This is a genomic window from Pseudoflavitalea sp. G-6-1-2 (assembly GCF_012927185.1).
Taxonomy (GTDB): Bacteria; Bacteroidota; Bacteroidia; order Chitinophagales; family Chitinophagaceae; genus Pseudobacter.
On the sequence record NZ_JABBGB010000002.1, the window covers coordinates 230,027 to 256,193 of the forward strand.

18 protein-coding genes are annotated in these 26,167 nt (G+C 45.3%); 10 read left to right on the forward strand and 8 right to left on the reverse strand.

Annotated elements, in window-relative coordinates; translation table 11 throughout:
• Window positions 1-27: 27 nt before the first annotated feature.
• Together HHL16_RS10605 and HHL16_RS10610 are read right to left on the reverse strand one after the other, a co-directional pair.
• Complete coding sequence (locus tag HHL16_RS10605) at window positions 28-1,512, reverse strand: SusD/RagB family nutrient-binding outer membrane lipoprotein (RefSeq protein ID WP_169425184.1); 1,485 nt, start codon at window positions 1,510-1,512, stop codon at window positions 28-30.
• A 23-nt stretch (window positions 1,513-1,535) separates the two neighbouring features.
• Window positions 1,536-4,679 carry a SusC/RagA family TonB-linked outer membrane protein gene (locus HHL16_RS10610; RefSeq protein WP_169425185.1) on the reverse strand — a complete coding sequence of 1,048 codons (3,144 nt, stop codon included), beginning with the start codon at window positions 4,677-4,679 and terminating at the stop codon, window positions 1,536-1,538.
• 362 nt (window positions 4,680-5,041) lie between these two features.
• Here HHL16_RS10610 and HHL16_RS10615 point away from each other — a divergent pair, with 362 nt between their 5' ends.
• Together HHL16_RS10615 and HHL16_RS10620 are read left to right on the forward strand one after the other, a co-directional pair.
• Complete coding sequence (locus HHL16_RS10615; protein WP_169425186.1) at window positions 5,042-5,914, forward strand: LytTR family DNA-binding domain-containing protein; 873 nt, start codon at window positions 5,042-5,044, stop codon at window positions 5,912-5,914.
• 182 nt (window positions 5,915-6,096) lie between these two features.
• Window positions 6,097-8,319: a DUF5723 family protein gene (locus HHL16_RS10620; RefSeq protein WP_169425187.1), complete on the forward strand. Its 2,223-nt coding sequence runs from the start codon at window positions 6,097-6,099 to the stop codon at window positions 8,317-8,319.
• Window positions 8,320-8,407: 88 nt separating this feature from the next.
• On the opposite strand, the gene HHL16_RS10625 is transcribed toward HHL16_RS10620, so the two are convergent.
• A complete protein-coding gene (locus tag HHL16_RS10625; protein ID WP_206022372.1) occupies window positions 8,408-10,003 on the reverse strand; it encodes an FAD-dependent oxidoreductase in 1,596 nt (531 codons plus the stop codon).
• A gap of 202 nt (window positions 10,004-10,205) precedes the next feature.
• Here HHL16_RS10625 and HHL16_RS10630 point away from each other — a divergent pair, with 202 nt between their 5' ends.
• Window positions 10,206-13,205, forward strand: coding sequence for a glycosyl hydrolase family 28-related protein (locus tag HHL16_RS10630; protein ID WP_240966092.1), 3,000 nt, complete (start codon window positions 10,206-10,208; stop codon window positions 13,203-13,205).
• Between the two features lie 22 nt (window positions 13,206-13,227).
• On the opposite strand, the gene HHL16_RS10635 is transcribed toward HHL16_RS10630, so the two are convergent.
• Window positions 13,228-13,980 carry an SDR family NAD(P)-dependent oxidoreductase gene (locus HHL16_RS10635; protein WP_169425189.1) on the reverse strand — a complete coding sequence of 251 codons (753 nt, stop codon included), beginning with the start codon at window positions 13,978-13,980 and terminating at the stop codon, window positions 13,228-13,230.
• Between the two features lie 194 nt (window positions 13,981-14,174).
• Here HHL16_RS10635 and HHL16_RS10640 point away from each other — a divergent pair, with 194 nt between their 5' ends.
• From HHL16_RS10640 to HHL16_RS10650, 3 genes are all read left to right on the forward strand, one after another.
• The gene (locus tag HHL16_RS10640) at window positions 14,175-14,993 is read left to right on the forward strand and encodes a hypothetical protein (protein WP_169425190.1); all 819 of its coding nucleotides are present in this window, start codon (window positions 14,175-14,177) and stop codon (window positions 14,991-14,993) included.
• A gap of 206 nt (window positions 14,994-15,199) precedes the next feature.
• Entirely contained in the window at window positions 15,200-15,907 is a 708-nt protein-coding gene (locus tag HHL16_RS10645) for a hypothetical protein (RefSeq protein WP_169425191.1), read from the forward strand.
• A 28-nt stretch (window positions 15,908-15,935) separates the two neighbouring features.
• On the forward strand, window positions 15,936-17,273 hold the full coding sequence (locus tag HHL16_RS10650; RefSeq protein ID WP_169425192.1) for a T9SS type A sorting domain-containing protein: 1,338 nt from the start codon (window positions 15,936-15,938) through the stop codon (window positions 17,271-17,273).
• Window positions 17,274-17,357: 84 nt separating this feature from the next.
• Here HHL16_RS10650 and HHL16_RS10655 read toward each other — a convergent pair whose 3' ends face one another.
• The gene (locus tag HHL16_RS10655; protein ID WP_169425193.1) at window positions 17,358-17,918 is read right to left on the reverse strand and encodes a hypothetical protein; all 561 of its coding nucleotides are present in this window, start codon (window positions 17,916-17,918) and stop codon (window positions 17,358-17,360) included.
• Between the two features lie 173 nt (window positions 17,919-18,091).
• On the opposite strand from HHL16_RS10655, the gene HHL16_RS10660 reads away from it, so the two are divergent.
• Entirely contained in the window at window positions 18,092-19,114 is a 1,023-nt protein-coding gene (locus HHL16_RS10660) for a tetratricopeptide repeat protein (protein ID WP_169425194.1), read from the forward strand.
• 401 nt (window positions 19,115-19,515) lie between these two features.
• Here HHL16_RS10660 and HHL16_RS10665 read toward each other — a convergent pair whose 3' ends face one another.
• The 3 genes from HHL16_RS10665 to HHL16_RS10675 form a co-directional block, all read right to left on the reverse strand.
• Entirely contained in the window at window positions 19,516-20,340 is an 825-nt protein-coding gene (locus HHL16_RS10665; RefSeq protein ID WP_169425195.1) for a hypothetical protein, read from the reverse strand.
• A 154-nt stretch (window positions 20,341-20,494) separates the two neighbouring features.
• Window positions 20,495-20,713: a hypothetical protein gene (locus HHL16_RS10670; RefSeq protein ID WP_169425196.1), complete on the reverse strand. Its 219-nt coding sequence runs from the start codon at window positions 20,711-20,713 to the stop codon at window positions 20,495-20,497.
• A gap of 216 nt (window positions 20,714-20,929) precedes the next feature.
• On the reverse strand, window positions 20,930-21,412 hold the full coding sequence (locus HHL16_RS10675) for a hypothetical protein (RefSeq protein WP_169425197.1): 483 nt from the start codon (window positions 21,410-21,412) through the stop codon (window positions 20,930-20,932).
• A gap of 153 nt (window positions 21,413-21,565) precedes the next feature.
• On the opposite strand from HHL16_RS10675, the gene HHL16_RS10680 reads away from it, so the two are divergent.
• The 3 genes from HHL16_RS10680 to HHL16_RS10690 all read left to right on the forward strand — a co-directional run bounded on the left by HHL16_RS10680 (window position 21,566) and on the right by HHL16_RS10690 (window position 26,093).
• Window positions 21,566-22,594, forward strand: a complete 1,029-nt coding sequence (locus HHL16_RS10680; RefSeq protein WP_169425198.1) for an LLM class flavin-dependent oxidoreductase — start codon at window positions 21,566-21,568, stop codon at window positions 22,592-22,594.
• Window positions 22,595-22,756: 162 nt separating this feature from the next.
• Entirely contained in the window at window positions 22,757-24,715 is a 1,959-nt protein-coding gene (locus tag HHL16_RS10685) for a glycoside hydrolase family 97 protein (RefSeq protein WP_240966094.1), read from the forward strand.
• Window positions 24,716-24,830: 115 nt separating this feature from the next.
• A complete protein-coding gene (locus tag HHL16_RS10690) occupies window positions 24,831-26,093 on the forward strand; it encodes a WG repeat-containing protein (RefSeq protein WP_169425199.1) in 1,263 nt (420 codons plus the stop codon).
• Window positions 26,094-26,167: the final 74 nt, after the last annotated feature.

Genomic DNA, 26,167 nt, shown 5'->3' on the forward strand with positions numbered 1-26,167 from the left:
ATTAATACATTTTATTTTGATCGATGATTATTTCGCCCACCAAACTTTCACGTCAGTTTTCGGACGTGGTTTAGGTTGATTGGGATTTGCGGCTGTTTCGTTCGGAGAATAGGTATACCGCTTGGGAATTACACTTGCATTATCACCTCCTGCATTCTGTGAAACGGTCAATACTGGGTAACCTGTTCTGCGGAAGTCATTGTATGCTTCGAGCGGATTGGGAACATTTGCAATGTATTTCCATGTAATGATCTGTTTCAGTTTATCCTCATTACTACCTGTAAGTGTAACCAGTGTTGGATTAGCAGTAAAGTAATTATTGATGTCAGCATTGCTCAGACCGGATTTCGCCATGCCTGCTTTGATACCTTCCTGAAAAAGCGCATTGGCATCACCTGTTGTACCTAGCATCAGGGCTGATTCTGCGAGGATAAATGCACGTTGTGCATTGCTCAACATTCTCACAAAGGTTACTCCATTCTCAATTCCACCAACGAAGGGAGCATAACGTGAACGATCGTCAAGTGGAGGAAGTGGGTTATTAGAACCGTTGTCGAATCCAATAAAAGCACCGGAAGGTTTTGTATACATCTTAGCGAGGTAAGCTTCTGCTTTCAAACTTACGATCAGATTGAGAAAACGTTGGCTAAGCAACATATCTGTATCTCTGTTTACCTGGTTGAAGCTGTAGACAGGGCTTTGGTTGTTAACATCTGTACCAAAACGGATATCCATATCCTCTGAATTGTTTTTGATATAGTTGCCGTCAGCCAGTACCTCACTGATGATTGTTCTTGCCAGTGTTGGATTTACGTTAGAAATGGTATTTGCCAGTTTCAGTAAAAGTGTATTGCCGATTCTGATCCAACCGTTTACAATCCCGGCTGTATTTGTGTTCATAAATACCATATTCTCAGCACCAACTTCGAATCCTCCGGCAGGTGTGGCTTGTTTCAGGTCAGCGATACCTTCTTTTACGAGATCAAACAGACTCCGGATACCCGCTGCAGAATTACCTTGATAAATATCCTCTTGCTTGTCGTAACGAGGAGTTTTAAATTGTTCAAGTTGTCCTGCCTGAGAATAAGGGACATCGCCCCAAAGGTCTGTGGCAATAGAGAAGACATATGCTTTCTGAATTTTAGCAATACCAGAGTAGTGGGGACTTACTCCCTGAGTTTTAGCGATCAGGGCATCAATTGCAGGTAATGCTCCTGCATAGATTTCAAAATCCCATGATCCATCGAAGTTACCATTTAAGTTATAAGACTCAAACCCTGCCATCTGGCTGCCTACACCGGCGTTATGCTGAATTAGCACACTTGCAACTCTGCCCAGTTCATTGCCGCTGGTAAAGCCTAAAGACAATGTTGAATAAGTTAGCAGTACTGATGGTGGAGGGTCAGTAGGATTATTAGGATCCGTGTTGATGTCGAGGAATGAACTTTTACTGCAGCCTGCTGAAGCAACCGTAAGTGCACATAGCAACCACAGAAATAATTTATTAATCATAACAATAGAATTAGTCTTTACAATTATTTGAATGACACTTTGAGGCTCACACCCATCGTTTTCGCATTGGGCGCACCTTGAAGGTCCAGGCCACGAAGATTACCGGCACCCTGTGTATTTACTTCTGGGTCTAACGGATAATTCGGAGCATAGAACCAGAGGTTACGTGCAAACAACGTTAACCTTGCCAGACTCAATGGTGTTTTGGCCAGTACATGTGAAGGCAGGTCATAACCCAGTGAAAGTTCTCTCAGCCTTAGCACAGTAGCGTCAAATACAGACAATTCAGACTGTATGCCCATACCTTGCCAGTATTGTTGCGCAGTTACCTGGATATTGTTGGGAACAAATTTGCCTGGTGAAGTTTCAAGCACACCTGGTACAATGAATGGTTTGTCTCTGTTTGCCTCGGTTTCTTTCAACATACCTCTGGTGCGGAGAAAACCTGCAGTAAACGAATAGATGTCTCCTCCCTTTGTAAAGTCGAACAGGAATCCTAAAGAAATTCCTTTGTAGCGCAGGGTATTGGTGATACCGGCAGTCCATTCAGGGTTAGGATCTGCTACTATTCCATAGTCTGCAGGGTCCCAAAGACCTGTGGTTGGATTGATAAGGTACTGGCCATCGGCAGTTTTTGTATTTTTGATGCCTATGATCACACCATATGCGTAACCTTTAGCAATTGAAGGCACAGTACCGCTGAAGCTTTCGCCATCATTGATAGAAAAGCTTTCGATGCCTTCCCCAATTTCTACAACTTTGTTCTTGAGTGAAGTGAAGTTCGCAGCTACGTCCCATGTGAATTCTTTGGAAATTACAGGAGAGCCACTTAATGCGATCTCAATACCTTTATTGGTCATCTTTCCTACGTTGATCAATCTGCGCAGGTAACCACTGGATCCAGGCACCGCAGCTGTAACGATCTGGTTCTTACTAACCGTATTGAATACTGCTACATCGAGCGTCAACCTGTTTTTGAGGAATCCGAGGTTGGCACCGATCTCATATGAAGTGGTGAACTCTGGTTTGATAGTATTGCTTGCAAAAACATTATTACGGGTAAAGCCCGCGAAGGATCCTCCACCTACAATAACCGGGAAGTCTATTTGCGCAACGTTGTTTCCAAGCGAAGCATTGGTAAACACATTATTCAGTTGGTAAGGCTCTGCATCACGGCCTACCTGGGCAGCGCTTGCACGGAGCTTACCATAAGATAAGATGTTTGAGCTGATATCGAAGGCATCAGTGAATACAAAGCTGGCTGCAACTGACGGATATACGTAAGTGTTCTTGTTCTTTGGCAGGGTTGAGCTTTGGTCAACACGTGCAGTTAAATCAAGGAAGAGATAATTGTTCCAATCAAGGTTCAATTGGCCATAGAACCCTACAAGTCTTCGAAGGGTGGAAGTTTCACCAGTTCCTAAGAACGATGTGGCATTTTTGAGATTATAGAATCCAGGGATAACCAGGTTACGGCCTTGTGCCGAAACATTCTGGAATTTGCGCTGGTTTACACCCCATCCCAACATAGCGCTGGCATTGAGGCCTTGAGTGAAGATATCTTTTTTCTTGGCAGTTACCATCAGATCGCTGTTCAGTTCCTGACGGAAGAAGTTATCCTCCAGAATCGAACCACCTTTTCTTATAATTGAACCCGTAGCGTAGATCACTTTCCTTCTGTCGGTATAGCTGTCTGCTCCAAAACGATAGGAGGCATTCAACCAGGGAAGGATATCATAACTAATGGTAGCAGAACCGATAAACCTAGACAAATTGCTTGTCATCGGATTTTCATATGCGGTGTAATATGGGTTTTCGTTTTTATTCTCAAGCAGCCTGCTATAGTTTTGTGTCCAGTCTGCATTTTTGTAATTGTCTTTGTATGCCTGAAGATCAAGACTTCTCGGCACATTCACAAGCAGTCCCCAACCAGTACCTCCACTGGCCTGGTTTCCACCGAGTGCGCCAGTTGTAGAAGAGTTCACATAAGTAACTGTAGCACCAAGTTTGAATTTACCTATTGTTGTATTTCCGCCAAACTGGATATTGGTTCTTTTAAGTTTAGTATTTGGAACAATACCATGCTGAATAAGGTGCCCCAGGTTTAGCGTAGCGTTTTGTGTAGCGTCTCCGGTATTGATAGTAAGGTTGTTCTCATTAAGGTTGCCAGTTTGGAAGAAGTCCCTGATATTATCTTTGTGTAATTCGTAAGCACGAACCTCATTGGTCTTTGGGTCAATCAGGCCATTCGCCTGTGTTGGCGTAGTTCCAAATTTCGGACCCCATGAGTTTGCATTAAGAGGGTTATGAACTCCTTGTGTGCCCTGGCCATATGAATTCTGAAAATCTGGCAGACCACTTACTTTTTGAATACCGTAAGAGCTGCTGAGCGAAACATCCAGACGTCCTTTGCCACCAGCACCTTTTTTGGTGGTAATCATGATCGCACCATTGGATGCGCGTGAACCATAAAGGGCAGCAGCTGCAGGTCCCTTCAGGATATTCACAGACTCAATATTGCTTAAGTTAAGATCGGAAATACGGTTACCTGGTTGTGCATCACCTAAAGAACCGGTAGCACTTCCTGAACGATCCACATCATTACTGATAGGAATTCCATCCACTACGAAAAGAGGCTGGTTATTTCCGAGGAATGATGTAATACCGCGGATATTGATATTAGACGAAGCTCCTGGACTACCGGAAGCACTGGTGATATTTACACCAGCTACTTTACCCTGAAGTGCATTAACGAGGTTGACCTCGCCTTTGTTGGCGATCTGATCTGTTTTAAGGTTGGTAGTGGCATAACCCAGAGATCTGCGGTCTCTGCTAATGCCTTGTGCGGTTACTACTACTTCACTTAATTCCTGACCCTTGCCCTTCTGAAGGGTAATGTCATAGGATATAGCGGGAGTAAGTTGAATTTCCTGCTCGCTGTAACCAACTGAAGAAATTACAATTGTGGTGGCAGATTGAGCAAGTGTGAGAGAAAAACTACCATCACTTTTTGTAGTTGTTCCTGATCTGGCGCCTTTTGCCCGTACTGAAGCTGCTGCGATCGGGTCACCTTTCTCGTCTTTCACGATTCCGGTGATCGTTCTTGTTTGAGCAGTAGCTAACAAAACAGACAGTAGGCATGTAAAAACAAGTAATAAGCGTTTCATGTGCCTGCAGTTTTTGTTTGGGAATAATTAACACTAAGGCAACAAATATCCCCTACAAGCTTCTATACTGTCAGGATTTATTCCCCAAACATGAATTTTGATGATCGAAGCAGCATTTTTTCTCTGTTGGAACTCTTATATTTACGGATCTTAACCCCCAATAAACAGCTATTAACCGTAGACGGCTGACTTGCAATAACCCCTGATCAGTATTTGACAGCCAATTAAGAACGCATAATAAAGTTATCATGTACATGCGGGAAGGTTAGTGCCTGCATCATTGATAGCCTAAGATCGAAAAGTATAGTCACATGGGATGGATTCCGATGCTTAATGTGCATCGTTAATTCAACCTTATTATTATGAACCTTAGTCATTACCTGCGCCTCGGCGCAACAATCCTGGCAGGGGTGCTTATTCCTTTATTATCCGGACTGATCATCCCCGGACAATTCTCTCCTGCTTCCCTTTTTGCAACCCTGGCATTCTTTGTATTACTTGCCTTAGTTATACGTACAGGTACCAAAACCCTTCACCTGAGAATGCGGCAACAACCATGGGTACACCATCAACTTAGTAAAAGGCTCCTCGTTATCTGCTCTGTTACCATATTATTCAGTGTACTGATTGCCGGTATAATGGTATTCGTATGGGAGAACCTTACCCGCGTTTGGGTAAACAACTTTTCTATCCGTATTTTTCTGGCCAATACCGCGCTTGCCGTAACCATCGTTACCCTGATCAATGAAATGCTCTGGATGAATCAGCAACAGGTTCACGGTTTTCTGAAACCCGGCAAATCGCTACCTGTGGAAATTCTGCCTCCTGTTGGGGTGGTTCTGGAGGAGCATCTGCACCAATCCGATAAGCAAGAAACCATTGCACAGCGCCGCAAGAGCAGGTTACTGTTAAGAAAAGGGCTGGAAAACATTCCCGTAAGGCTCGAAGAGATCGCCATATTCTATACCGAAAACAAAGTGGTGTATGCACTGGATGGCAACGGAAAGAAGTTTGTATCGGATAAAAAGCTTACTGAGCTGGAAACCGAGCTGGATGCGGATATGTTTTTCAGGGCCAACCGTCAATACATAATCGCACTTAATTATATAAAGGGATTCAAACCCTATGAAAAAGTGAAATTGCAGGTAGACCTAACCGTTCCCGACACCCCGCATCTGGTGATAATCAGCCAGGAAACCGCTCCCGCGTTTAGAAAATGGGTGAATGAAGCGTAACAGTGTTAAACATTTCTTATTTATTGGACACGTTTTTGCATATATTTGTATAATAATATGATCCGCCCCCTATCTCCTACTGTATAGATTACCCTTTCCTTTCCAATTTCTATCTCCCCCTTACTTCAGGCGTAGAAACTGATTTTATTTTTCACGCTATGCACTCATTAAATCTATCAAGTATGAGAAAAGTATACCTGTGCGCCTTATTGATGGCTTCCCTTACCACCGGGGCCTATGCGCAAAGCTACCCCGGCTATCGAACGAGTAACTACACCGGTGTGAATGGGGTGTTTTTTAATCCAGCCAATGCCGCAGACAGCCGTTCACGTTGGGACATCAACCTGTTCTCCATCGATGGCTATGTGGGCAATAATCAAAACAGCCTTAGCTTCAAAGACATCACAAAGTCTTCATTCAATGCAGATTCTCTCAAATCAATTATGCTGAAAGGCAACGGAGATAACCTCAACGCCATGAGCCGCGTAGATATCTTCGGACCTTCCGTTCTGTTCAATGCCGGCGCCAGAACCGGTGTTGCGCTCACCACCCGTGCACGCATATTCGGTAATGCCCGTGATATCAATGGTCGCGTGGCCCGCGCCGTTATCGATGCAGGTGATGCGAAAGACACGTATCCATTCAACTATTCTGAAAAGAAATCCACTGTTCATGCTGCTGGCTGGACGGAGATCGGCGCTTCTGTAGGCCAGATCATCACTCCTTCCAAAAGCCATCACTTCGTGAAAGTGGGCCTTACGCTGAAATACCTCGCAGGCGTAGCCGATTCTTATCTCCGCCGCGAAAACTTCAACGGTACTATCAACAGCGGCCCCAATGGTCCATACATGACCAACGCTTCGGGTCGTGTAATTCTCAATACTACCGATGCCAACTTCAAAGACTATGATTTCGGTGACTTCTTCAAGTTCAATGGTCATGGTTTTGGTGGTGATATCGGAATAGTATACGAATGGCGTCCAAATCTCGACTACTCCAAGTTCGAAGACGACCGCTTTGCCAATAAATACAAACTCAAAGTGGGCGTTGCTGTACTGGACGTAGGTGAAATCAAATTCAATGAGAACAGCAATATGGCAGGTGCTTACACCATGAATGTAGCTCCCGGCGATCAGTTCCTCATGAATAAATTCAAGGATAAATCCATGAAGGATTACAAAGCCCTTCTCGATGGAGATCCACACTTCACTCCCGATGCCACTGTAGACAGAAAGTACAAGATCTCTCTGCCTACCACCATTCAGGCAAACATCGACTATCATATCCACAAAGGATTCTATGCAAACCTTGGCGGCCAGTTCGCAACCAGCAAAACCGGTAACCTCAACCTGTTTGCATGGAACTCTTACACGCTGACTCCTCGTTGGGAAGTCGCTAAATTCGGTGTGGCTGTGCCCATCAACTACAGTGAACTCACACAATGGAATGCAGGTATCTCGCTTCGCGCAGGTCCCGTATTCCTCGGATCAGGAAGCCTGTTCACTGCCATCTTCGACAAAACCAAACAAGCCGATCTCCATATCGGTATCCGCTTCGGCCTCCAGAACAAAAAGAAAATGCGTAAGGATACTGATGGCGATGGCATCTATGATGATGAAGACAAATGCCCAACCATTCCAGGCGTTGCGCGCTACCAGGGATGTCCTGTTCCTGATACCGATGGTGACGGTGTGAATGATGAAATGGATAGCTGTAAAACAGTTCCGGGTCTGGCTAAATACAATGGTTGTCCGATCCCAGACCGCGACGGCGATGGTCTCAACGATGAGATCGACGAATGTCCTGATCAACCTGGTTCAGGTCAGTTCAAAGGCTGTCCTGATACAGATGGCGACGGTATCCCTGATAAAGACGATAAATGTCCTACTGTGCCAGGTGTTCCGAAATACAATGGCTGTCCGATCCCAGACCGCGACGGTGATGGTGTGAACGATGAAGAAGATCTCTGCCCTGATAAGCCAGGACCAGCATCCAATAAGGGTTGCCCTGTTGAAGATGTGGTGATGCAGATCACAGCAGACTTCAAGAACATCCTGTTCGACTTCAACAAAGCCACTATCAAACCAGAATCGATGCCGATTCTTGAGCATGCTGCAAAAACCATGAATGATGTAATTCCGAACTCCAATTTCTACATCGATGGTTATACCGATAACGTAGGTAGTGTAGCGGTGAACAAGAAACTCAGTCAGAAACGTGCGCAGGCTGTAGCCGATGCACTTACTGCAAACGGTGTTGAGAAGAGCAGACTTATTGCACGCGGCTTCGGTAAAGACAATCCGAAGTGCAGCAACAAAACCAAAGAAGGTCAAGCCTGCAACAGACGTGTGGAAGTAGTGATCCGCAATGTTGATCAACTGAAAACAAAGAAAGTCAATCCATAGGATTGTCTGAATAATCAGGCCATAGAAGCCGCACCTTAATTGGTGCGGCTTTTTTTTGTTTGTGCAGGAAAGGAAATATGGGAGGATGTTATCTGTGCAGATCCTGTATATCGATGCGTGTTAAAGGCGCAATGGCAGGGCCATTGATCAGCTCCCCTTCTTTGGTGAACCGCGATCCGTGGCATGGACAATCGAATGATTTTTCGTCTGCATTCCATTGCACCACACATCCCAGATGCGGACAAACGGCACTGAATGCATGTACCTGCTGCTGATCATCTTTATATACCGCAATGCGTTTGAAACCTTTACCGAGTATGGCTCCCTCACCTGCTGTTAACTGTTCAATATTCTTTATGTCGGCAGGCGTAATGTAATCTGCATACTGGCCAGCCATCTTCAATATTTCACTGATGTATTTGCCGAACTCTTTGGTGGGCTTTCTTTTAGGATCATACAATTCAGTCCACGGATTGGGGATGTTCTGTATGAGATCGGAAATGATCATTGCTCCCAAGGTGCCATGCGTAACCCCATTGCCCGAGTCGCCAGTGATGATGTAGATATTCTTATCACCGGGATTGCGTCCGATATAAGCGAGGTAATCGATCGGTTCCATGATCTGCCCGCTCCATTTGTACACAATATCTCCGGCGGCAGGAAAATAAATTCTCATCCAGTTGATCAATGCACTGTAGCGCAATTCTTCCGGCACATCTTCATCTTCTGCCTGACCTGTTTTGTGATCTTCTCCGCCCAGTATCAACAGATCGTGCTGCTGATCGTATGGAGCAGTTCTGATGTAGTGATAAGGAGCGGAAATCCATCTTGTATCTTCATTGCCGGTATCCCACCAGAGCGCATGCGGCATGCTGTTCTTACCGATCAGTGCAGCTATCACATAAGTACGGTAAGGAAACTGTTTGGTATGCATGGTAACCATATTGTTGATCGGCGAATTGGTGGCCACCACAATATGATTGGCGCTTACTTTGTATCCGTTGCAAACCGCACCCGATGAATCGATGTCCGTAGCGCGTGTTTTGGTATAGATCTTACCACCGTAGCGAAGGATGGCATTGCAGAGTTCATGCAGGTAACGAATGATATGAAACTGCGCCTGGTTGCGGTACTCGATGCAAGGCCCTGCCGCAGCAGGCATACCGGGTGTATCATTCAGCCATCGGGCTTCGAGCCCTGTGCGGAGCACCGATTGATATTCCTGCTGCAGATATTCTTTCTTCGTGCCGGCATGAAGGAACAGGTAGCCATTCACACGTTCAAAATTGCAGGCGATATGTTCTGCATTCACAATCTTTTCGATCATGCTGATGGCAGCAGTATGGCTTTCCGCAGCGAGTTTGCTGCCTGCTTCTCCAAATGCACGATCGATCGCCTGATAGTGATCGTCCAATGCAGCTGTAAGATGTGCAGTAGTTCTGCCGCTTTCTCCGGATGCAATCATCCCATCTTCTACCAGCATCACCTGTTTGCCTTCTTTTGCCAGCAGGTAAGCAGTGCTCAGTCCTGCAATTCCTCCACCGATTACGAGGATATCGGTAGTCTCATCCTGCATCAATGGCGCTGTTCCCAGTGGTTGAACGGATGCTACCCAATACGAAATATTTTCTCCTGAAGTGATCATTCCGGGCGCTTCTTCAGCGATAGGCGTTTTCATAGTCATAGCTTTATGTTTTACTGTCCGATCCCATCATTGCTGATCACAAAGCATGTACCATTCGGCATGCAGTGGGTTTGTTGCTGATTCTCTACAGCCAGATGCCAGTTAACTGATTTGTATGGTATGCCAATCCATGTTATTTTCGGTGTACACAAAGCAGCTACATTTAGTGGTTCATTCAAAGACCCTTACACAAATGCTAACGATGCGTTCCATTTTCCCATATCTGCGGTTATTGCAGTTGCTGCCTGTAATTTGTTGTCTCGATGCTGCTGCTCAAAAAAGCAGCAATACGCCTGCTCCTGCTATTCAGATCAAACCGGCTGCAATGCAGGTGGCGGCTATCTTCCGCGATACCATCATTCTTACATCCGGAAGCACGTATGAATTTTCTGTGGATACCAAAGAAGGTGAAGGACTCATCAGCACTGTGCCCGATCTCAACGGTGTTACCGATCAATTGAAATTTCCGGAGAGATCCATCATCAGTTTCGAATCTGCGAATGGTGATCCTAAAACATCCGGTGCAATCACAGATGGCGACCGGCTCGTCCTCGAATCAGGAAAAATCACCAAAAAATATTATCTCAGCCTGAAGCCCCTGGCAAAGAATGGAAAGCTCACCATACTTCAGCCACGCATCATGGCTGGAACTTCCACCGATATCAGACTCGGCTTTACTGCAGGACAACGATCTCCAAATGCCACTGTTCGCTTTCTGATACCTCCAGGTTTGGAAGCAGGTATGGATAATATCAAAGTAAATGTGATTGGTCGTGGAGAAGTATTGCTGCGCGATCTCGCAACACAAAGCATCGGCCGTACAGGAAGCAAATACGGATATTCAAAAGTCGGTACGGCTGAACTGGAAGCGGTACATAACGGAACACTGCTTACTTTGCGCGGGTTGGATCTTCGCCCTTCCAACGGTGAAGATGTTGTATTGACTATCAAAAGAAGTTCACCGGCAAAAATCGGACAATACGAATTTTCCTGCAGCTACTCTACCAGTGCTCCGGCCATACTCAATAGTTTTGGTGGAAGTACCGAAAGAGTAACGCAGACAGTAACGCTTAATATCGAAGACTTCGGCAAAGCTCCGCATAAGACCGGTGAAGCTCCGGAAGCCAGTCTGCCTGGTAAGGATGAAATTTTGGCTGTAACGTTTTCTCCTTCTGTATTGGCAGATAAATTGAAAATACAACAGTCCACAGATCAGGGAAGAACATGGAAGGACAGTAAGGCTGTTATCGATGCAAAACAAGGTTCAGGAAAGATCGATGGCCTTCAGATCGGGCAATACTATCAATTCAGGATATCAGCATCGATCAGAAATAAAATAAGCTACTCCAATATTTTCAGATATTATCACGGTCCGATCCCTGCCACTGCATTTGGCATAACCGGTGATTCAACGCAGGACTACACTGCGCGTATCAATGCAGCTATCGATTCCATTCATCGCATGGGTGGTGGAACTTTGTATTTCGGCAAAGGCATGTATCGGGTAAGAACCGTGTTGCTGAAAAGCAACGTACATCTCTATGTAAGCAAAGAGGCCACCATCGCGGCTTTGAAAGGAGGCAACGCGCCTGAGCTTACCTGGTTCAGCGACCGGAAATATCGTTCGGGACTCTCTCCCACCGATGCTGGCCCGTATGAAGATCCTGAGAACTATCTCACCAAGCAGGATGTTGGTCACCATTATTTCCGCAATGCCATGTTCTTCGCAGAACGCGAAAACAATATTGCCATCACCGGCAACGGACGCATAACCGGAAACGGCAATCTGGTTACCGGTGATAAAGTGATGAACAATGCACCCGGCAACCGGAGCGATAAGATGTTCACTTTTAAACTCTGCACCAATATCCGGATTGGCGGTCTCGCCCGCAACGAAGACCTCTGGTACGATGAAAACAAAGACGCTCCTTATTATATTCTTCCCAACAATCAACGCGATTATGCCGTAGACAATATGCTGCACATCGATCAGGGCGGGCATTTTGTATTGCTGGCTACAGGTACCGACGGCATTACTGTTCATGATACTTACTTCGGTAAAGCCAATCCCCGCAATGCCCGTGACATCTACGATTTCATGGCATGCAACAATGTAGATGTAAAAAATATTTACTCTAAAGTGAGCTCCGATGATATTGTAAAACCTGGTTCGGATTGTTCACTGGGCTTTACACGTCCTGCTTCGAAATACAAAGTGAGGAATGTGATCGGAGATACCAATTGCAATCTCTTTCAGGTCGGTTCCGAAACTGCTGACGATATCAAAGACATCTGTGTAGATAATATTTTCGTGCTCGGCGCCAACAAGGCTGGTTTCTCCATCTCTACCAATGATGGGGCACATATCAGCAATATCCATCTTAACTGCGGACACACAGGTGCAATTCATTCCCGTTCAAAAATGCGGCGCACTTTTACGCCTTTCTTCATTTCCATTTCCAATCGTGCACGTATCTTGGGTGCTGAAGTGGGCAGGTACAGTTTTACTGAGAATGGCGAACAGCATAATGAATTGCTGGTAAAAAATGTGAACATCGGACAGGTGGATAACATCATTCTGAATGGTATCGATATCACTGAGGTATATGCAGGAAGTTCTTTCAGTGCTCCTGACAACCGATGGAAAGCTTATGACGGCAAACAACGCAGAGCCACTCCGATTGTTGCAGGCTACAGTCTTCCGGAAAGCGCTGTAGTGCAGGGTGGGCTTGATTTTACACTCCCCAACGGAAAACATACCGGTTATATCTCCAATATTCAGTTCAATGATGTGCAGGTGCTGGTGAAGGGAAGCAATTCTCTTTCCGATACTGCTGCGCTGTGCCCTGAACTTGGGGTTGGACAATACAATGCATCCAATCTGAAAACGCAGCCTGCCTATGGTCTCTGGGCAAGGCATGCAGCAGATCTTACCATCAACAACTGCGGGTTCAATGTAGAACAGGCAGATGGCCGTTACGCAATTTTTCTGGATGATGTAAAGGGCGCAACAATCACCGGAAACAAAATGGTGAAAGCGGCTGGCAATGCTTCAGTGATCAAATTGAAGCTTGCATCATCGGTTACCATCGATCAGAATATTTATTTCGATACGCAATGGAACAACAAGCCATTGTCATTATCCGGCATTCAGCAAGCGCAACCTGCCGTAACAGGGTTTCCATTGCAAACCGGACAATAACACCAGGAAGATGTTTGCAGACTCATCCTGCAAGTACACCTCCATCGATAGCCATGATAGTACCATTGCAATAAGATGATTCATCGGAAGCAAAGTAGATAAATGCTTTCGCGATCTCTTCGGGTTGGCCAAGCCGCTTCATGGGAGTGCGTTGTATCCATGCTTCGCGGGCATTTGCATTGAGATCTTTCAGTAAAGGCGTTTCAATGTAATATGGACAAATAGCATTGGCTCTTATGTTTTGTCCTCCATACTGCACAGCTATGTTCTTGGTGAGGCCGAGCACGCCGTGTTTGGAAGCAGTGTAAGGCGCTAATCCAGGTTCAGCAACAAGGCCTGCAAGACTTGCTACATTCACAATCACTCCCCCGCCCTGTTTGAGAAATTGTTGCAATTCATACTTCACACAATAGAACTGACCGGTGAGATTGATAGCAATGATCTTGTTCCAGATTTTTTCATCCATATTGTGGATGCCTGAATACGGAGCACCTACACCGGCATTGTTGAGGGCCACATCAAGGCGGCCGAATTTTTGAACGGTAGCAGCAATGGCAGCTTTTACGCTCTCCACATCTGTAATATCGATGGGTACAAAGAGGGCATTCTTATCGCCTGCATCATTGAGCTCTCTGATAGTGGCTTCATGATTCACGGAAGCCAGATCGGCTATCACAACAGTGGCGCCTTCTTTGGCTGCTTCTATGGCAGATGATTTGCCGATGCCTGAATTACCTCCGGTAATGAATACAACTTTTTTGTCCAGTCTGTGCATGGTTACAATTTTGAGTGTTGTAAAATTGGTCCGGGTGGGAGTTATAACTGGACTTAAGGGAAAGAAAAGGACTGTGAAGATAATGAATATTTCGTTGCCGTGTTACAGTATGGCAGCAGCTTTTGCACTGAATTTGATCAATTGGGAATACCTTGCTATCTTGATAAAAATTGGTAACACCTGGAATGTACACTATGAAAAAGACTGCAATAGCCTTAAGTGTGCTGGTAATGGCTGCCTGTCAGCAGCCCGATGCAAAATCCGGCGACACTAAATCTTCGGCAGACAGCGCAAAAAAGGTGACTGAAGCTCCAAAACCTGTTGCGTATTCCGTGCCTGAAAATCTGTTGGGCGAACATATCGATGGGCCTGCCAATGTGCGGGATAAAGTGAAAGGCAAAGCTATCTTCTCCCTCAACGATCAGACTGTAGTCACTGCCAGAGAACCGGAAAACGGATGGACTGAACTGGGACTTCTCATCGATCCTACAGTAGCAGACGGCCTTAAGATCAGCAAAGGAGCTGTACTTACCTGGAGAGGAAAACCGGTTGGAAAAGCGCTCGAAGATTTCGAAGCCTGGGAAACAGCAGAATACAACAACGAAAAAAGTCTGGTGATCGGCGGATTCAGTACAGATAATAATATCCGTAAAGAAACGCTGATGGAAAATGTGTTCATGCAACTGGCAGCAGACAGCAGTAAGCCGCTCACGCTCGAACGCATGCAGCCATTTCTGAAATCATATCAGTTTGAAACATTCACCGGCCTGCTCGATGAGTTGCAGGGTTATATGTATTACGATGCGATGTATCTTAGTCCATCGCCCAGCCCCCGCTTCTGGCCTGTGTTTAAAGGGAATGAACTGGTGGCTGTATTCCATTCGCGCAAGATCACAATACCTGGCGTACAAGTATCAGATCCTGCTTTGTACATGAGTGTATTCACCAGGGACGAAGCGCTCATTAAAAAACTGAAAGCAAAACATATTCAATATATGAATGCTGCGGGATAAGCCGCCATGTATATTCAGGAATAAACAAGGGGCCGTCTCAGCATATGAGACGGCTCTTTTCATTCATTATAGCTGACCAAAAATGTTAACATACATAGAATCAGGGGCGGATGAATTTGCAGGTTTTTGCGGCTTGCAGCCTATCTGCAATCAGTCTATATTGTACAGAACATTTCTTATCCCATCTCTTCACTTAAACCTTGTTTATGAAAAAACACCTTATCACGCTGGTGGTATTTCTGGTACCACTGTTTCTCTTCGCACAGAAAAACGATCAGCCTTATCAGTATCCCATGGCAAAAGGCTCCGCAGCCTGGGACAATCTGAAAACCTACAAAGAAAAAAGGGATGCCAGCCAGATCCCGCAACAGGTGGTGCAGGATCTTACCACCAGCGCACTGCTGGAAAGCGTTCTCAATTATCCCTTGCTCACTGACGTAATGGTTTTCAACAGCCTGCAGGAAGGCATGGATAAACTGAAGACATATTTTACAGCATTCAATGCACTGCTTCAACGCAGTGATCTCCCTGCAGTCTGCATCGCCCGGTACAGAAAAATGCCGGTGGATTCCGTGAAATTTATTACTCCCCTGATTGAAAAGGGTGGTTATTCGTTCAGGCTAAATTTTATGGAGATGCTTTTGGCTCAGCCAGAGCTGCAGAGCAAACTTGTTGTCAGCGATCAGAAAAAATTACTGCAGCAACTGATCAGCAATTATGATGCAAAAGAGAAAGACCCTGAAGTGTATGGAGGTGTTGCACTCTCCGTGACTGCCTGGCCGGCTTATCATCTCTCCCGGCGGATCTCAGGGAACAACAAAAAACAGGCGGGTGCCGGATTGGATGAAGGCATTATCGCAGACCAGGCCAGCTGGAAATCCGTGATCACCAATGCACGTGCCATCAGCAGATAACCCTATCCATTCACTTCAATTCATTGTTATGAAAAAGAATTATTTCCTTTTCTGCATACTATTGCTGTGCATCAGCAGCCTGAGTTTTTCACAAACACAAAGCAATCTCTCTACTCCCAAAGGCAGTTCAGTTACTGCCTGGATTGTGCCGGAAATGAGCACGGCAGACAGGGCTTTTTATGATAGTTATTATTCTTCTCCCAACAGAACACAACTATCCTATTTTGGTGATGGATACAGTTCGTCGCGCAGGTTCAACTGTCATGGTTATGCGTGGAGTATTGCCGAGGGAGGACCAGCCCGCTGGATTGGTTATTATGTAACAACAGAGGAGGATATTTACATGACTGATGGCAGTTATGTACAGGTATGCAGCGAAACCTATCCCGCAAAAGTATCCTGGGGCAGTGGTGATCACTCCGCCATTACTACCAGTACTCCCGGCCGATGGATCTCCAAATGGAACAGGTTCCCATTGATGAATCACCATAAAGATGATACCCCTTTTGGAACTACAGATTACCGGTATTATGTTTCAACTAAGATCAACGGTAATGAATCCTTCTGTACCGGCAGCTCCAACGTTGCGTATTCCGTGCAGTCGATCCCCGGGGCCAGTTATACCTGGACAAGCAGCAGCAACCTCACCATTTCGGGATCGGGTAATGCCATCACCGTAACTCCGGCGGCTTTTGCAACCGGTGCAGCCTGGGTAGAAGTGTATATCTCTACCGGTTGTGGAACTGCTACTACCAGGAAGAATATCACTATCGCTCCGCCTCCGGAAGTAACGGGCGGTTCCTACACCAATCCTTTCGCTACATATGGAGACCTGCGGGATGGTATCAACGTTATCTGCGGATATGATAAGTATTCAGAATTAACCGTTAATGTTACGCCCGGTGCAACTGTAACCAGTATTGTTCCTATTGATTACTCGCCTGCACTTATGCCCTGGTGGAATTCCGGCAACCAGTTTGGTTTTGATGGGCTGTGCTGTCAGTATGCCTGGATCAAGATCAGGGTAACAGTGTCCAGCGCCTGTGGCATCAATACTTATGATTATACTTTCTATACTCAGGAATGCCTGCCGGAAGGGCGTGCATTCAAAGTATTCCCTAACCCTGCCAGCAGTACGGTTTCTGTAGAGCCGGAACAGGCGGTGGCGGGCAATGCAAAAAACACAGGTGGAGCATACATAGCAAAACTGTATAACAACCGGGGTACATTGCTTAAAACAATAGAGAACAAAAACGGCCTGGGAATAGTTACATTCAATACCAGCACTCTTGCGCCAGGTTTTTATTATGTGCAGATCACTGCGGATGGAAAAACAACAAAGAAGACCATTATCATAAGAAGATAGAAAGCAGGATCAGTAAAGCAAACAAAGAGAGTGTCTCACAAAAACAGGAGACACTCTCTTTGATTACACACTATTGGACAGTTATTATAAACCTACGGTAACATCGAATTTAACGGTAGCCTTGCAGGTCAGCTTTTTGGTAGTGGCCTTGCGTACAGTGGCAGAAAGAACATAAGAGAATTGAGTTCCCTTGAAATAATCTTTCAGTTCCAGATCACTCTTAACAGGAAGGTCAAGGCTCGACGCTGCGGTTTCGGGATTGTTATTCAGTTCCCCGATTGTAACGAATTCCGATTTGGTATCGGATTTCATCTGAGCCTTACAGGCAGATAACAGGCCAAAGTGATTTTCACCATCTGTATTTGATGCAGCGATTTTTACCTGTGAAATTTTCACAGACTTGATATTGTTGATATCGAACTGAGAAGCATTCGCTTTGATAGCGCTATCAACGTTGAATCTGATGGAGTATTCAGCAAGCGTATGTGTACCTGCTTCAACTGGGGTAAGATCGAAAGTGTACTCAGCCTGCTGCAGAGGCACATTTACTTTGATGGCATCTTTTACTTTGTTGCAACTTGTAGTGAATGCACCAAATGCGAGTACGGCGGCCAGGGTAACGGATGAAAGCTTTGCGATTTTCATGAATTTGATTTAGTATAAAAGGGTATAGTTGATTAATTGCGGGCGAATATCAGTATTCACTCCCCGCTATTGCTGCAAATGTATGTGAAGCGTTAATTATTGTATGTGAAAGTTGCATTATTAACGATATGTAATTATTTTATTGTGTTCATCCAATGTGTAAATATTACCAGATGCGGTTACTCATATTATTGGTTGTTGTTATGTATGGGGGTGATGTTCAATCACAACCAGATTCTACCCTTACCCGGTTGCAGCGTGCCGTGAAGTTGCACGACGCGGGTGAGTATGATGCCGCCATCAGTATTTATGATGAAGTGATCCGTTTGGATTCGGCCAATCTGCTGGCATGGTACGAAAAGTCGTTTTCCCTCTATGCCTCCCGGAAATACCTCGCTTGCGCAGCGCTCTGCAGTGCAGTGCTGAAGCGGTTCAGCAAGGGCGATGAGCTGGATAACATCTACGTTAATTATGGTGTTTCGCTGGATGCACTGAAACAGACCGATGATGCGATTAAGATCTATAATGAGGGCATCAGCAAATTTCCTGATAATCATCTGTTGTATTTTAACCGGGCCATTGCTTACGACAGGCAACAAATGCAGATGCTGGCAATTAATGATGTGCAGCAGGCATTGCGCATTCAGCCATCGCATGCTGCTTCGCATTTGTTACTGGGAACCATTATGCGAAACAGTAACCGCATTGCAGCAGCATTGTCGTTAAGCACTTACCTCCTGCTGGAACCCAATGCAGGAAAGACTTCAATGGCATATGCAGCATTTTGTGCTGCGGTTGGAATTCCGGTGAACAGCAATAATTACAGGTTACGGAATAATGTAAATGTCCTGCGACCTGATTCTGCACTCGATATTGCTTTCAGCAAAACCTTGCAGGCAATGCAGGTGCTCTCTGCAGCCGAAGGAGCTCTGGACTCTGATAGTACCAACAGTATTGACATAAGAGTGCGGCGCAGGATTGAAATACTGGCATTGATCGATACGGGTGATCAACACAATTTCTTCTTAGATTTTTATTGTCCATTCTTTAGTGCGTTGCAGCGGGCTGGATATGCTGAAACAGCTGCGGAAATTATTTGTGCTGCAGGCCGCGATTCAACAGCACAGGAATGGGTTGCTGCAAATGCAGGTCAGATGCAGGCTTTCAGCCGGTGGCTGAGGAATTATAAGTGGTAACGCTTCCTTACTCTTGCTTTACGTATGATCACCTCGGACCTGTGGAGGATACAAGAGCAGGTATTAAGCGGGTAAGATGGCAGTAATTACCGGGCAGACTGAAGAATTTAATGCTGTTGATGTGGACTTGATGCGGAAGCGGTCTGCAGGTGAGTAGTACATGATGTTATTGTGGAATGAGGAGATGATTTTGCAGTTGCGGAGGGTGGGCAACAGCATTTGAGGTAGAATTGATGGTGATGGAGGTAACATGGAGGACTCAGTATGTGTGAAAATTGAAGAAAAGCGATAGTTGAGAAAATACATATCCGCGAAGCCTTGCTTCGGAATTTGACTTTGAAATAGTTCATCCATAAAATCTTCCCTGATATTTTTCAATGCGGGAGTGGGAGGATCAATTACTATTCCCTTTGTTCTTTCAGACGATTATTTTGAGTTGTTGCGTTGCCTGTTGCCGGTATTAAATCTGATGCAGATTGAAGTTCTTGCTTGTCGCCTGTATGCCGCGAATACTGTGCCGGTTGTAGCTTTAAATGCTCGTTTTTTTGTTGCCTTCTTCGCTGCTTTTTAGAAACTGTATTTGCAGCAGGCATTTCAATTTTAATGATGTCTGTAGCCAGGTATCGCTTATCATACAAAGGATATTTTCCCTGAAATGGATTGACCTGCAACACTACAATCAGTGTGCCTTTTCCGGGAAGATTGGCATCGAGTTCAACTGGAGTAAATTGCTCCGACCAGGCCACAAACTTATGCATATAAGAGCGTTCGATTGATTGAAGAACTTCTCCTGTAGTTAAATCCAATCGCAAAGCAATGAGCCTGTATTCCATATGCGTAACCTTAATGTGCCGCGGCATTATGATTTTGGTGATGCGGAGTCTATTGTCTTCGCCGAGCATTGGCGATTGCATGAAATGTGAGACAGACGTCTGCTGATTGAAGCGATAACCGCTGAGACCCCCTACTCCTGATTGAATAAGATTTTTATTGAGACGATTTACGTGTTCTCTGTCTTTTTTTCCATACAGATAAGGAGCCAATGCATTCCTGATCAGCTTGCCGGTATGACTGGCTTCGCCAAAACGCTTAGCTGCTTTGCGTGTATCGTGTGTTTGCTTTACATGCATCGGCATGCTGCGTAAACAATGCTTTCCATTTCGATAGTAGCCGATGAGATCTCCGCATCTGCCAGTGAATTTGAGCTTACCTGTCAGGATTGCCATATGCCAAAGTTTAATAGGTTAATGTAATGGTATATGAATCTACTGAAAACCAGAAGCAAGTAATTGCATGAATCTGTTAAAATACAGAACAGGCATGGGTTTGCGGTTGCTGCCAACCGCCAAAAAAGGGGCCATCGGCCCCTTGTCTCTCACTTTAATGCATTGCTACAAATGTTTTCTGAAGATACAAGGCTTCGCCCCAACCAGGGTTTTCAGGCCGGCGCTCCAGTTTCAGTGTGTCATTTGTAAGTACAATGATTTTCCATTTTTTACCCAGTCCGAATGGCTCTTCCGAACTGCTGAATTCCATTTCAGTATCAGATACCGTGCTGAATGGATACGTGTAAAGCATTACGCTTTTGTCTTTTCTCACCTGTCTTAGATAGACCTTGTTCTGATCAAACTTGTAGATGCCGGAATCGGGCAGGATAAAATAAGAACTTGTGGAATTGTTTTCAAATTCGCCATACGCCTTGTAGTATAACCAGGTGTTTGATGTGAGAAGCTGGGGTGGCGTATAATCCTTGCAGGGGGACTTTTATTGTATCACCGCCTGCAATAATATTTTTATCATGTAAAGTTCTGTTTCTTATCGTGGCGTTGCCTGAAGTGTTACTACATCAGGAGTAAGCAAAATATAAGAACTGGTTCCAGGATCAACCGTCTTTTCTTTTCCCAGAAATTTTATCCTCAATTTATCTTTAGTAAGGGAAAGAATTTCCCAGGTTGCTTTTGCGGGTGGGCCATAGGCAGGATCTATATTCAGATACTTATCTGAAGTTACCTCATAGCCGAATTTACCATAAAGCGGGATGTCTATAAATATAGGGCGATATTCCGTTTCGCGGGTCTGCAATGTAGCAACCATGCTATCAATGGCGAAGTCGTATTTGATCTCTGTAGAAAAAAGCGCCGGTTTGGGATCATTACCAGGAAATGTAACTTCTGTTACATTCCATGTTGATTCCTGTAATTGTTCGAGCGTGGATTTATCCTTACTTTTTTTACAGGCCATGCCTGATGCGGCTACCAGAATCAATAGCGCAAAACGAGTTAGTTTGGAAGTGAACATTTTTAGTGACGATTTAATAATTAAACAAAGCAGGGCCGGCCCGTGTTACTGTATATGCTCACTTGACCATAACGAATGTTTAATCGTTGCATCACATCATATTTGATGATATTTGCATAAATTACTATACATAAACGGCAATAATCCCACAATATGGAACTAGGTATCAGCACTTTTGTAGAACGTACTCCCGATCCGGAAACAGGTTTAACAGTTTCTCCCCATCAACGTTTGCATCATCTGCTCGAAGAGGCAGTGTTGCTCGAAGAAGTTGGCCTCGATGTGTTTGCAATTGGCGAACATCATCGTCCGGATTTTGTTGCAAGTTCTCCTGCTGTTATTCTTGCAGCCATCGCTGCAAAAACAAAACGCATCAAACTCAGCAGTGCTGTTACCGTACTTAGTTCCGATGATCCTGTTCGTGTGTTTCAGGATTTCTCCACCCTCGATCTGCTTTCCGATGGCAGAGCAGAGATAATGGCAGGAAGAGGATCTTTCATCGAATCGTTCCCGCTCTTTGGTTACAACCTCGAAGATTATGATGAGCTGTTTGCAGAAAAGCTTGAGCTACTGGTACAGCTCAATAAATCGGAGAAAGTAAACTGGGTTGGCAAACACCGTCCTTCTATCAAAAACCTCGGCGTATATCCGCGCCCGTTCCAGAAAGAACTGCCGGTATGGGTGGCCGTTGGCGGCACACCACAATCCGTGATCCGTGCGGCAAAACTGGGATTGCCACTGGCGTTGGCCATTATCGGCGGAAGTCCCGAACAATTTGTACCGCTGGTGAATCTGTACAAAGAGACCTATCTCAGTGCCGGGCATGATGCCGCCAAAATGGAGATAGCTGTGCATTCACATGGCTATATCGCTGATGAATCTGATCAGGCTGCGCTTGAATTTTATCCGAGTTACCAGCATGTGATGACGCAGCTGGGCCGCGAACGCGGATGGCCTGCCATGAACCCGCATCAGTTTCAGGCAATGCGATCTAAAAAAGGATCACTGCTCGTAGGCAGCGCCAACGAGGTAACCGATAAAATCCTTTATTACAAAGAACTCTTTGGACTTACACGCTTTCTCCTTCATATCAGTGTAGGCACGTTGCCACATAAGAAAGTACTGCATGCCATAGAGCTGCTTGGTACAGAAGTAGCTCCTGCTGTAAACAAACATTCATAAGTATTTTATTGGCTTCAATCGCACGCTCCGCGGGTATTCTGTGGAGATGGTGATGCTGTGCACCGGACTGTGGAAACAATCCTGAAAGTATTGCTCCATTTATCAGCTGTGCAAAGTAACTTGTTGCCCGATACAATGTTCCCCTCCAAAAATTATATATCGATGATCAGGATCATTTCAAAAATGCTACCCGTTGCCGCATGCTTCTGTTGTATGCAGCCACTGGCAGCACAGGAATACAGGTTGAGCTCTCCCGATAAGAAAACTGAACTGCGCATTTCGGTAACGGACAGCATCCGTTACAGTGTGTTCCGCAATGGTACGCAACTGGTGAACAGTTCTGTGGTACATCTGGTTACATCGGCAGATAACGCCGGTGGTTTCAAGGTTAAGAAAGCTGTGAGCAGTAAAACAGATCAGTGGCTGCAACCGGTAGTGCAACAAAAGAACAGCCGCATCAGAGATCAGTTCAATGCAATGTCGCTGGCATTCAAAAATAAACTGGAGTTGCAATGGCGTGCATACGATAATGGTATTGCATGGAGATGGGTAACTGCTATTCAGAATCCTTATACGGTGAATGAAGAAAAAGTCACTATCAGTCTCAGCTCAGGCAGCAAGAGCTGGTATCCTGTGGAAGAGGGTTTCATGTCGCACAACGAAAGGCTCTATCAGCAATTGCCTGTCGACAGCATCAGTGGAAAGCACAGCCTGGCCAGTCTTCCCGCTCTTTTTGAAACCAATGGGGTAAAGCTGATGGTAACTGAATCCGATCTGCTCGACTATGCCGGCATGTGGCTGCAAAGCAGTGGCAACGGTGTTTTGCAGGGAACTTTCCCGCATTATCCCACACGCGTAGAACTTACGTCAGACAGAGATGAGCCGGTGAGAGAGCGGGCATCTTTCCTCGCAAAGAAAACTGCCCCTGCTACCCTGCCCTGGCGTTTGATTATGATTGCGGAGAACGACAAAGACCTGCTCACCAATCAACTCGTATATCAGCTCGCCACTCCATCCACCGGTGATTTCAGTTGGGTGAAACCCGGCAAAGCCATCTGGGACTGGTGGAACGATAACAATATTTACGGCGTGGATTTCCGCGCAGGCATCAATACTGCTACTTACAAATACTACATCGATTTCGCAGCTAAGAACGGAGTCGAATATGTGGTGTTCGATGAAGGATGGTGCCCTACACGCGACTTGCTTCATCCCAAACCCGAAATGGATATGGATGAACTGAGCAGCTATGCGGCATCCAAAAACGTAGGACTGATACTCTGGGTTAACTGGTATGCACTCGACAAACAGATGGATGAAGCGCTCGCGCTCTTCGCCAAATGGAAAGTGCGTGGCATCAAAGTAGATTTCATGCAACGCGACGATCAGCCAATGGTGAACTTCTACGAACGCACTGCCAAAGCAGCTGCCGCGCATCATATGATGGTTGATTTTCACGGAGCCTATAAACCGACCGGCATCTACCGCACGTATCCGAACGTAATGAGTTTTGAAGGCGTATACGGAATGGAGCAAAGCAAATGGGATCCCCAAAAATTGATCGGCCCGGATCATAACGTAACCTTCCCTTTCATTCGCATGGCCGCTGGTCCGGCGGACTACACCCCCGGTGCGATGCTCAATGCGCAACGCGACGACTGGGCGCCCATCTGGAGCAATCCCATGAGCCTCGGTACCCGCTGCCATCAGTTAGCCATGTATGTGGTGTTCGAAAGCCCCCTGCAAATGCTGGCAGATAACCCAACACATTATTACAAAGAACCTGAATGCATGGAGTTTCTGAAATCGGTGCCTGCTGTGTGGGATTCTACCATTGCTGTAAGTGGAAAAGTAGGCGAACATATTCTCACTGCAAGAAAAGCGCTTAATGGAGATTGGTATATCGGTGCAATGAGTAACTGGACTGCCCGCGAACTGCCACTCGACCTTTCTTTCCTGCCTGAAGGAAAATACAAAATGCAGATCTGGAAAGATGGCATCAATGCAGACCGCAATGCACAGGATTTCAAAATGGAAACCATCTCTGTAACAAAGCAGTCCAGGCTGATGCTGAAACTCGCCCCCGGCGGCGGTTTTGTAGCAAGACTCACTGCTGAATAAAATTAATGTTGATACTAAAAATTAAAGGGTTGACCATTGAGTCAACCCTTTCTGTTTTAAGTACGATTGCTTGCTTGCTTTGTTTCTGCAACTATTTTTATTATCATTACTCTCTATGAAAACTACCCTGATTTTTCTGCTTATCCTCTCCTGTTCAGTTCAGTTGACTGCGCAGGAAAATGAACTGATCCCCTATCGTGTAAAAGATAAATATGGTTATTCGGATATTTCCGGCAAGATCAAAATAGAACCCCGGTTCAACAGCGCATTTCTATTTTATGATGATTATAGTGTAGTCAACTATGTTGAAGGAGGTGGATATGCTTTGATCGACAAATCAGGTCAGGAAATATTGCCTCCATCATATAAACGCATATCTGTACTGGTAGACAGGCCGGATGCCAAACAACCGCCAAGGTCTGCAACGGCCATCGTGGTAACCAATGATAACTATTATGGATTGTATGCATTGCCTTCAGGGAAAGAGTTGCTTCCTCCTGCCAAATACAGGTTAATACAGTATCTGACTAACAGTCTGTTTACGGTTTTTATAAGAATGGGAGAACTTGGCGTCTTCGATGCAGCTACAGGCAACCTGCTTGCAGAACCCATTTATAATTCCGCCAGCTTCGAAAATAACGAAGTGCTTGTATCAGGGAATGATAAACAACTCATCATTCCGATGCTGCCTTCAGGCGTTCCGGGAACTCCAAAAGAAAAGATCAATGTACCTGCAGAGAAGAAAGAAAGTGAAGAGTACGTTGAAAATGTAAAGATCGGGAGTGATGATGATGACAACGACAAGTATGTATACTCACAGGAAGCCTACGATGCGCGCCTGTATAAACAAAATGGCAAATACGGATTTCATTTCGGAAAGGAATTCAAAGGAGATGAGATCCCTCCTGTTTACGATGAGATTGACAGATATGGGGAAGCAGAAGGACGGCTTGTAGTAAAAAAGGATCATAAATGGGGTATCATCAATTCAAAGAATCAAACACTTCTTCCATGCCTCTATGAAAGTGTTTTCTATGAAGGGTGCCAGATTTTAGAAAAACGATACGTGGTAAAAATCGACGGTAAAATGGCTGTGGTAGATAGTTCCGGAAAAGTATTAATTGCAGGTTACGATTTTATCAGAGGAGGAAATGGTGATTTCTTCGTGCTCAAACAGGATGAACTGTACGGCTTGTTTTTCATAAATGGCAGGAAGAAAAATGTAGTGATCAAACCGGAATTCAGGAGCCTTGAAAAAGTAAGGATTCCTATGCCCGGCGAGAAGAACAAGCATCGGTATCTGGTAGTTGTGTTCAGTGCTAAAAACAATAAATCGGGCCTGATCTCTTCTGAAGGCAAAAGGTATTTCGAAGATTAAGAATGAAATTGTCAACTGATTTGCCATCTCTGCAAGGAAGCGGTTTCTTCGGTTTAGTGAATTAATTGCTACAT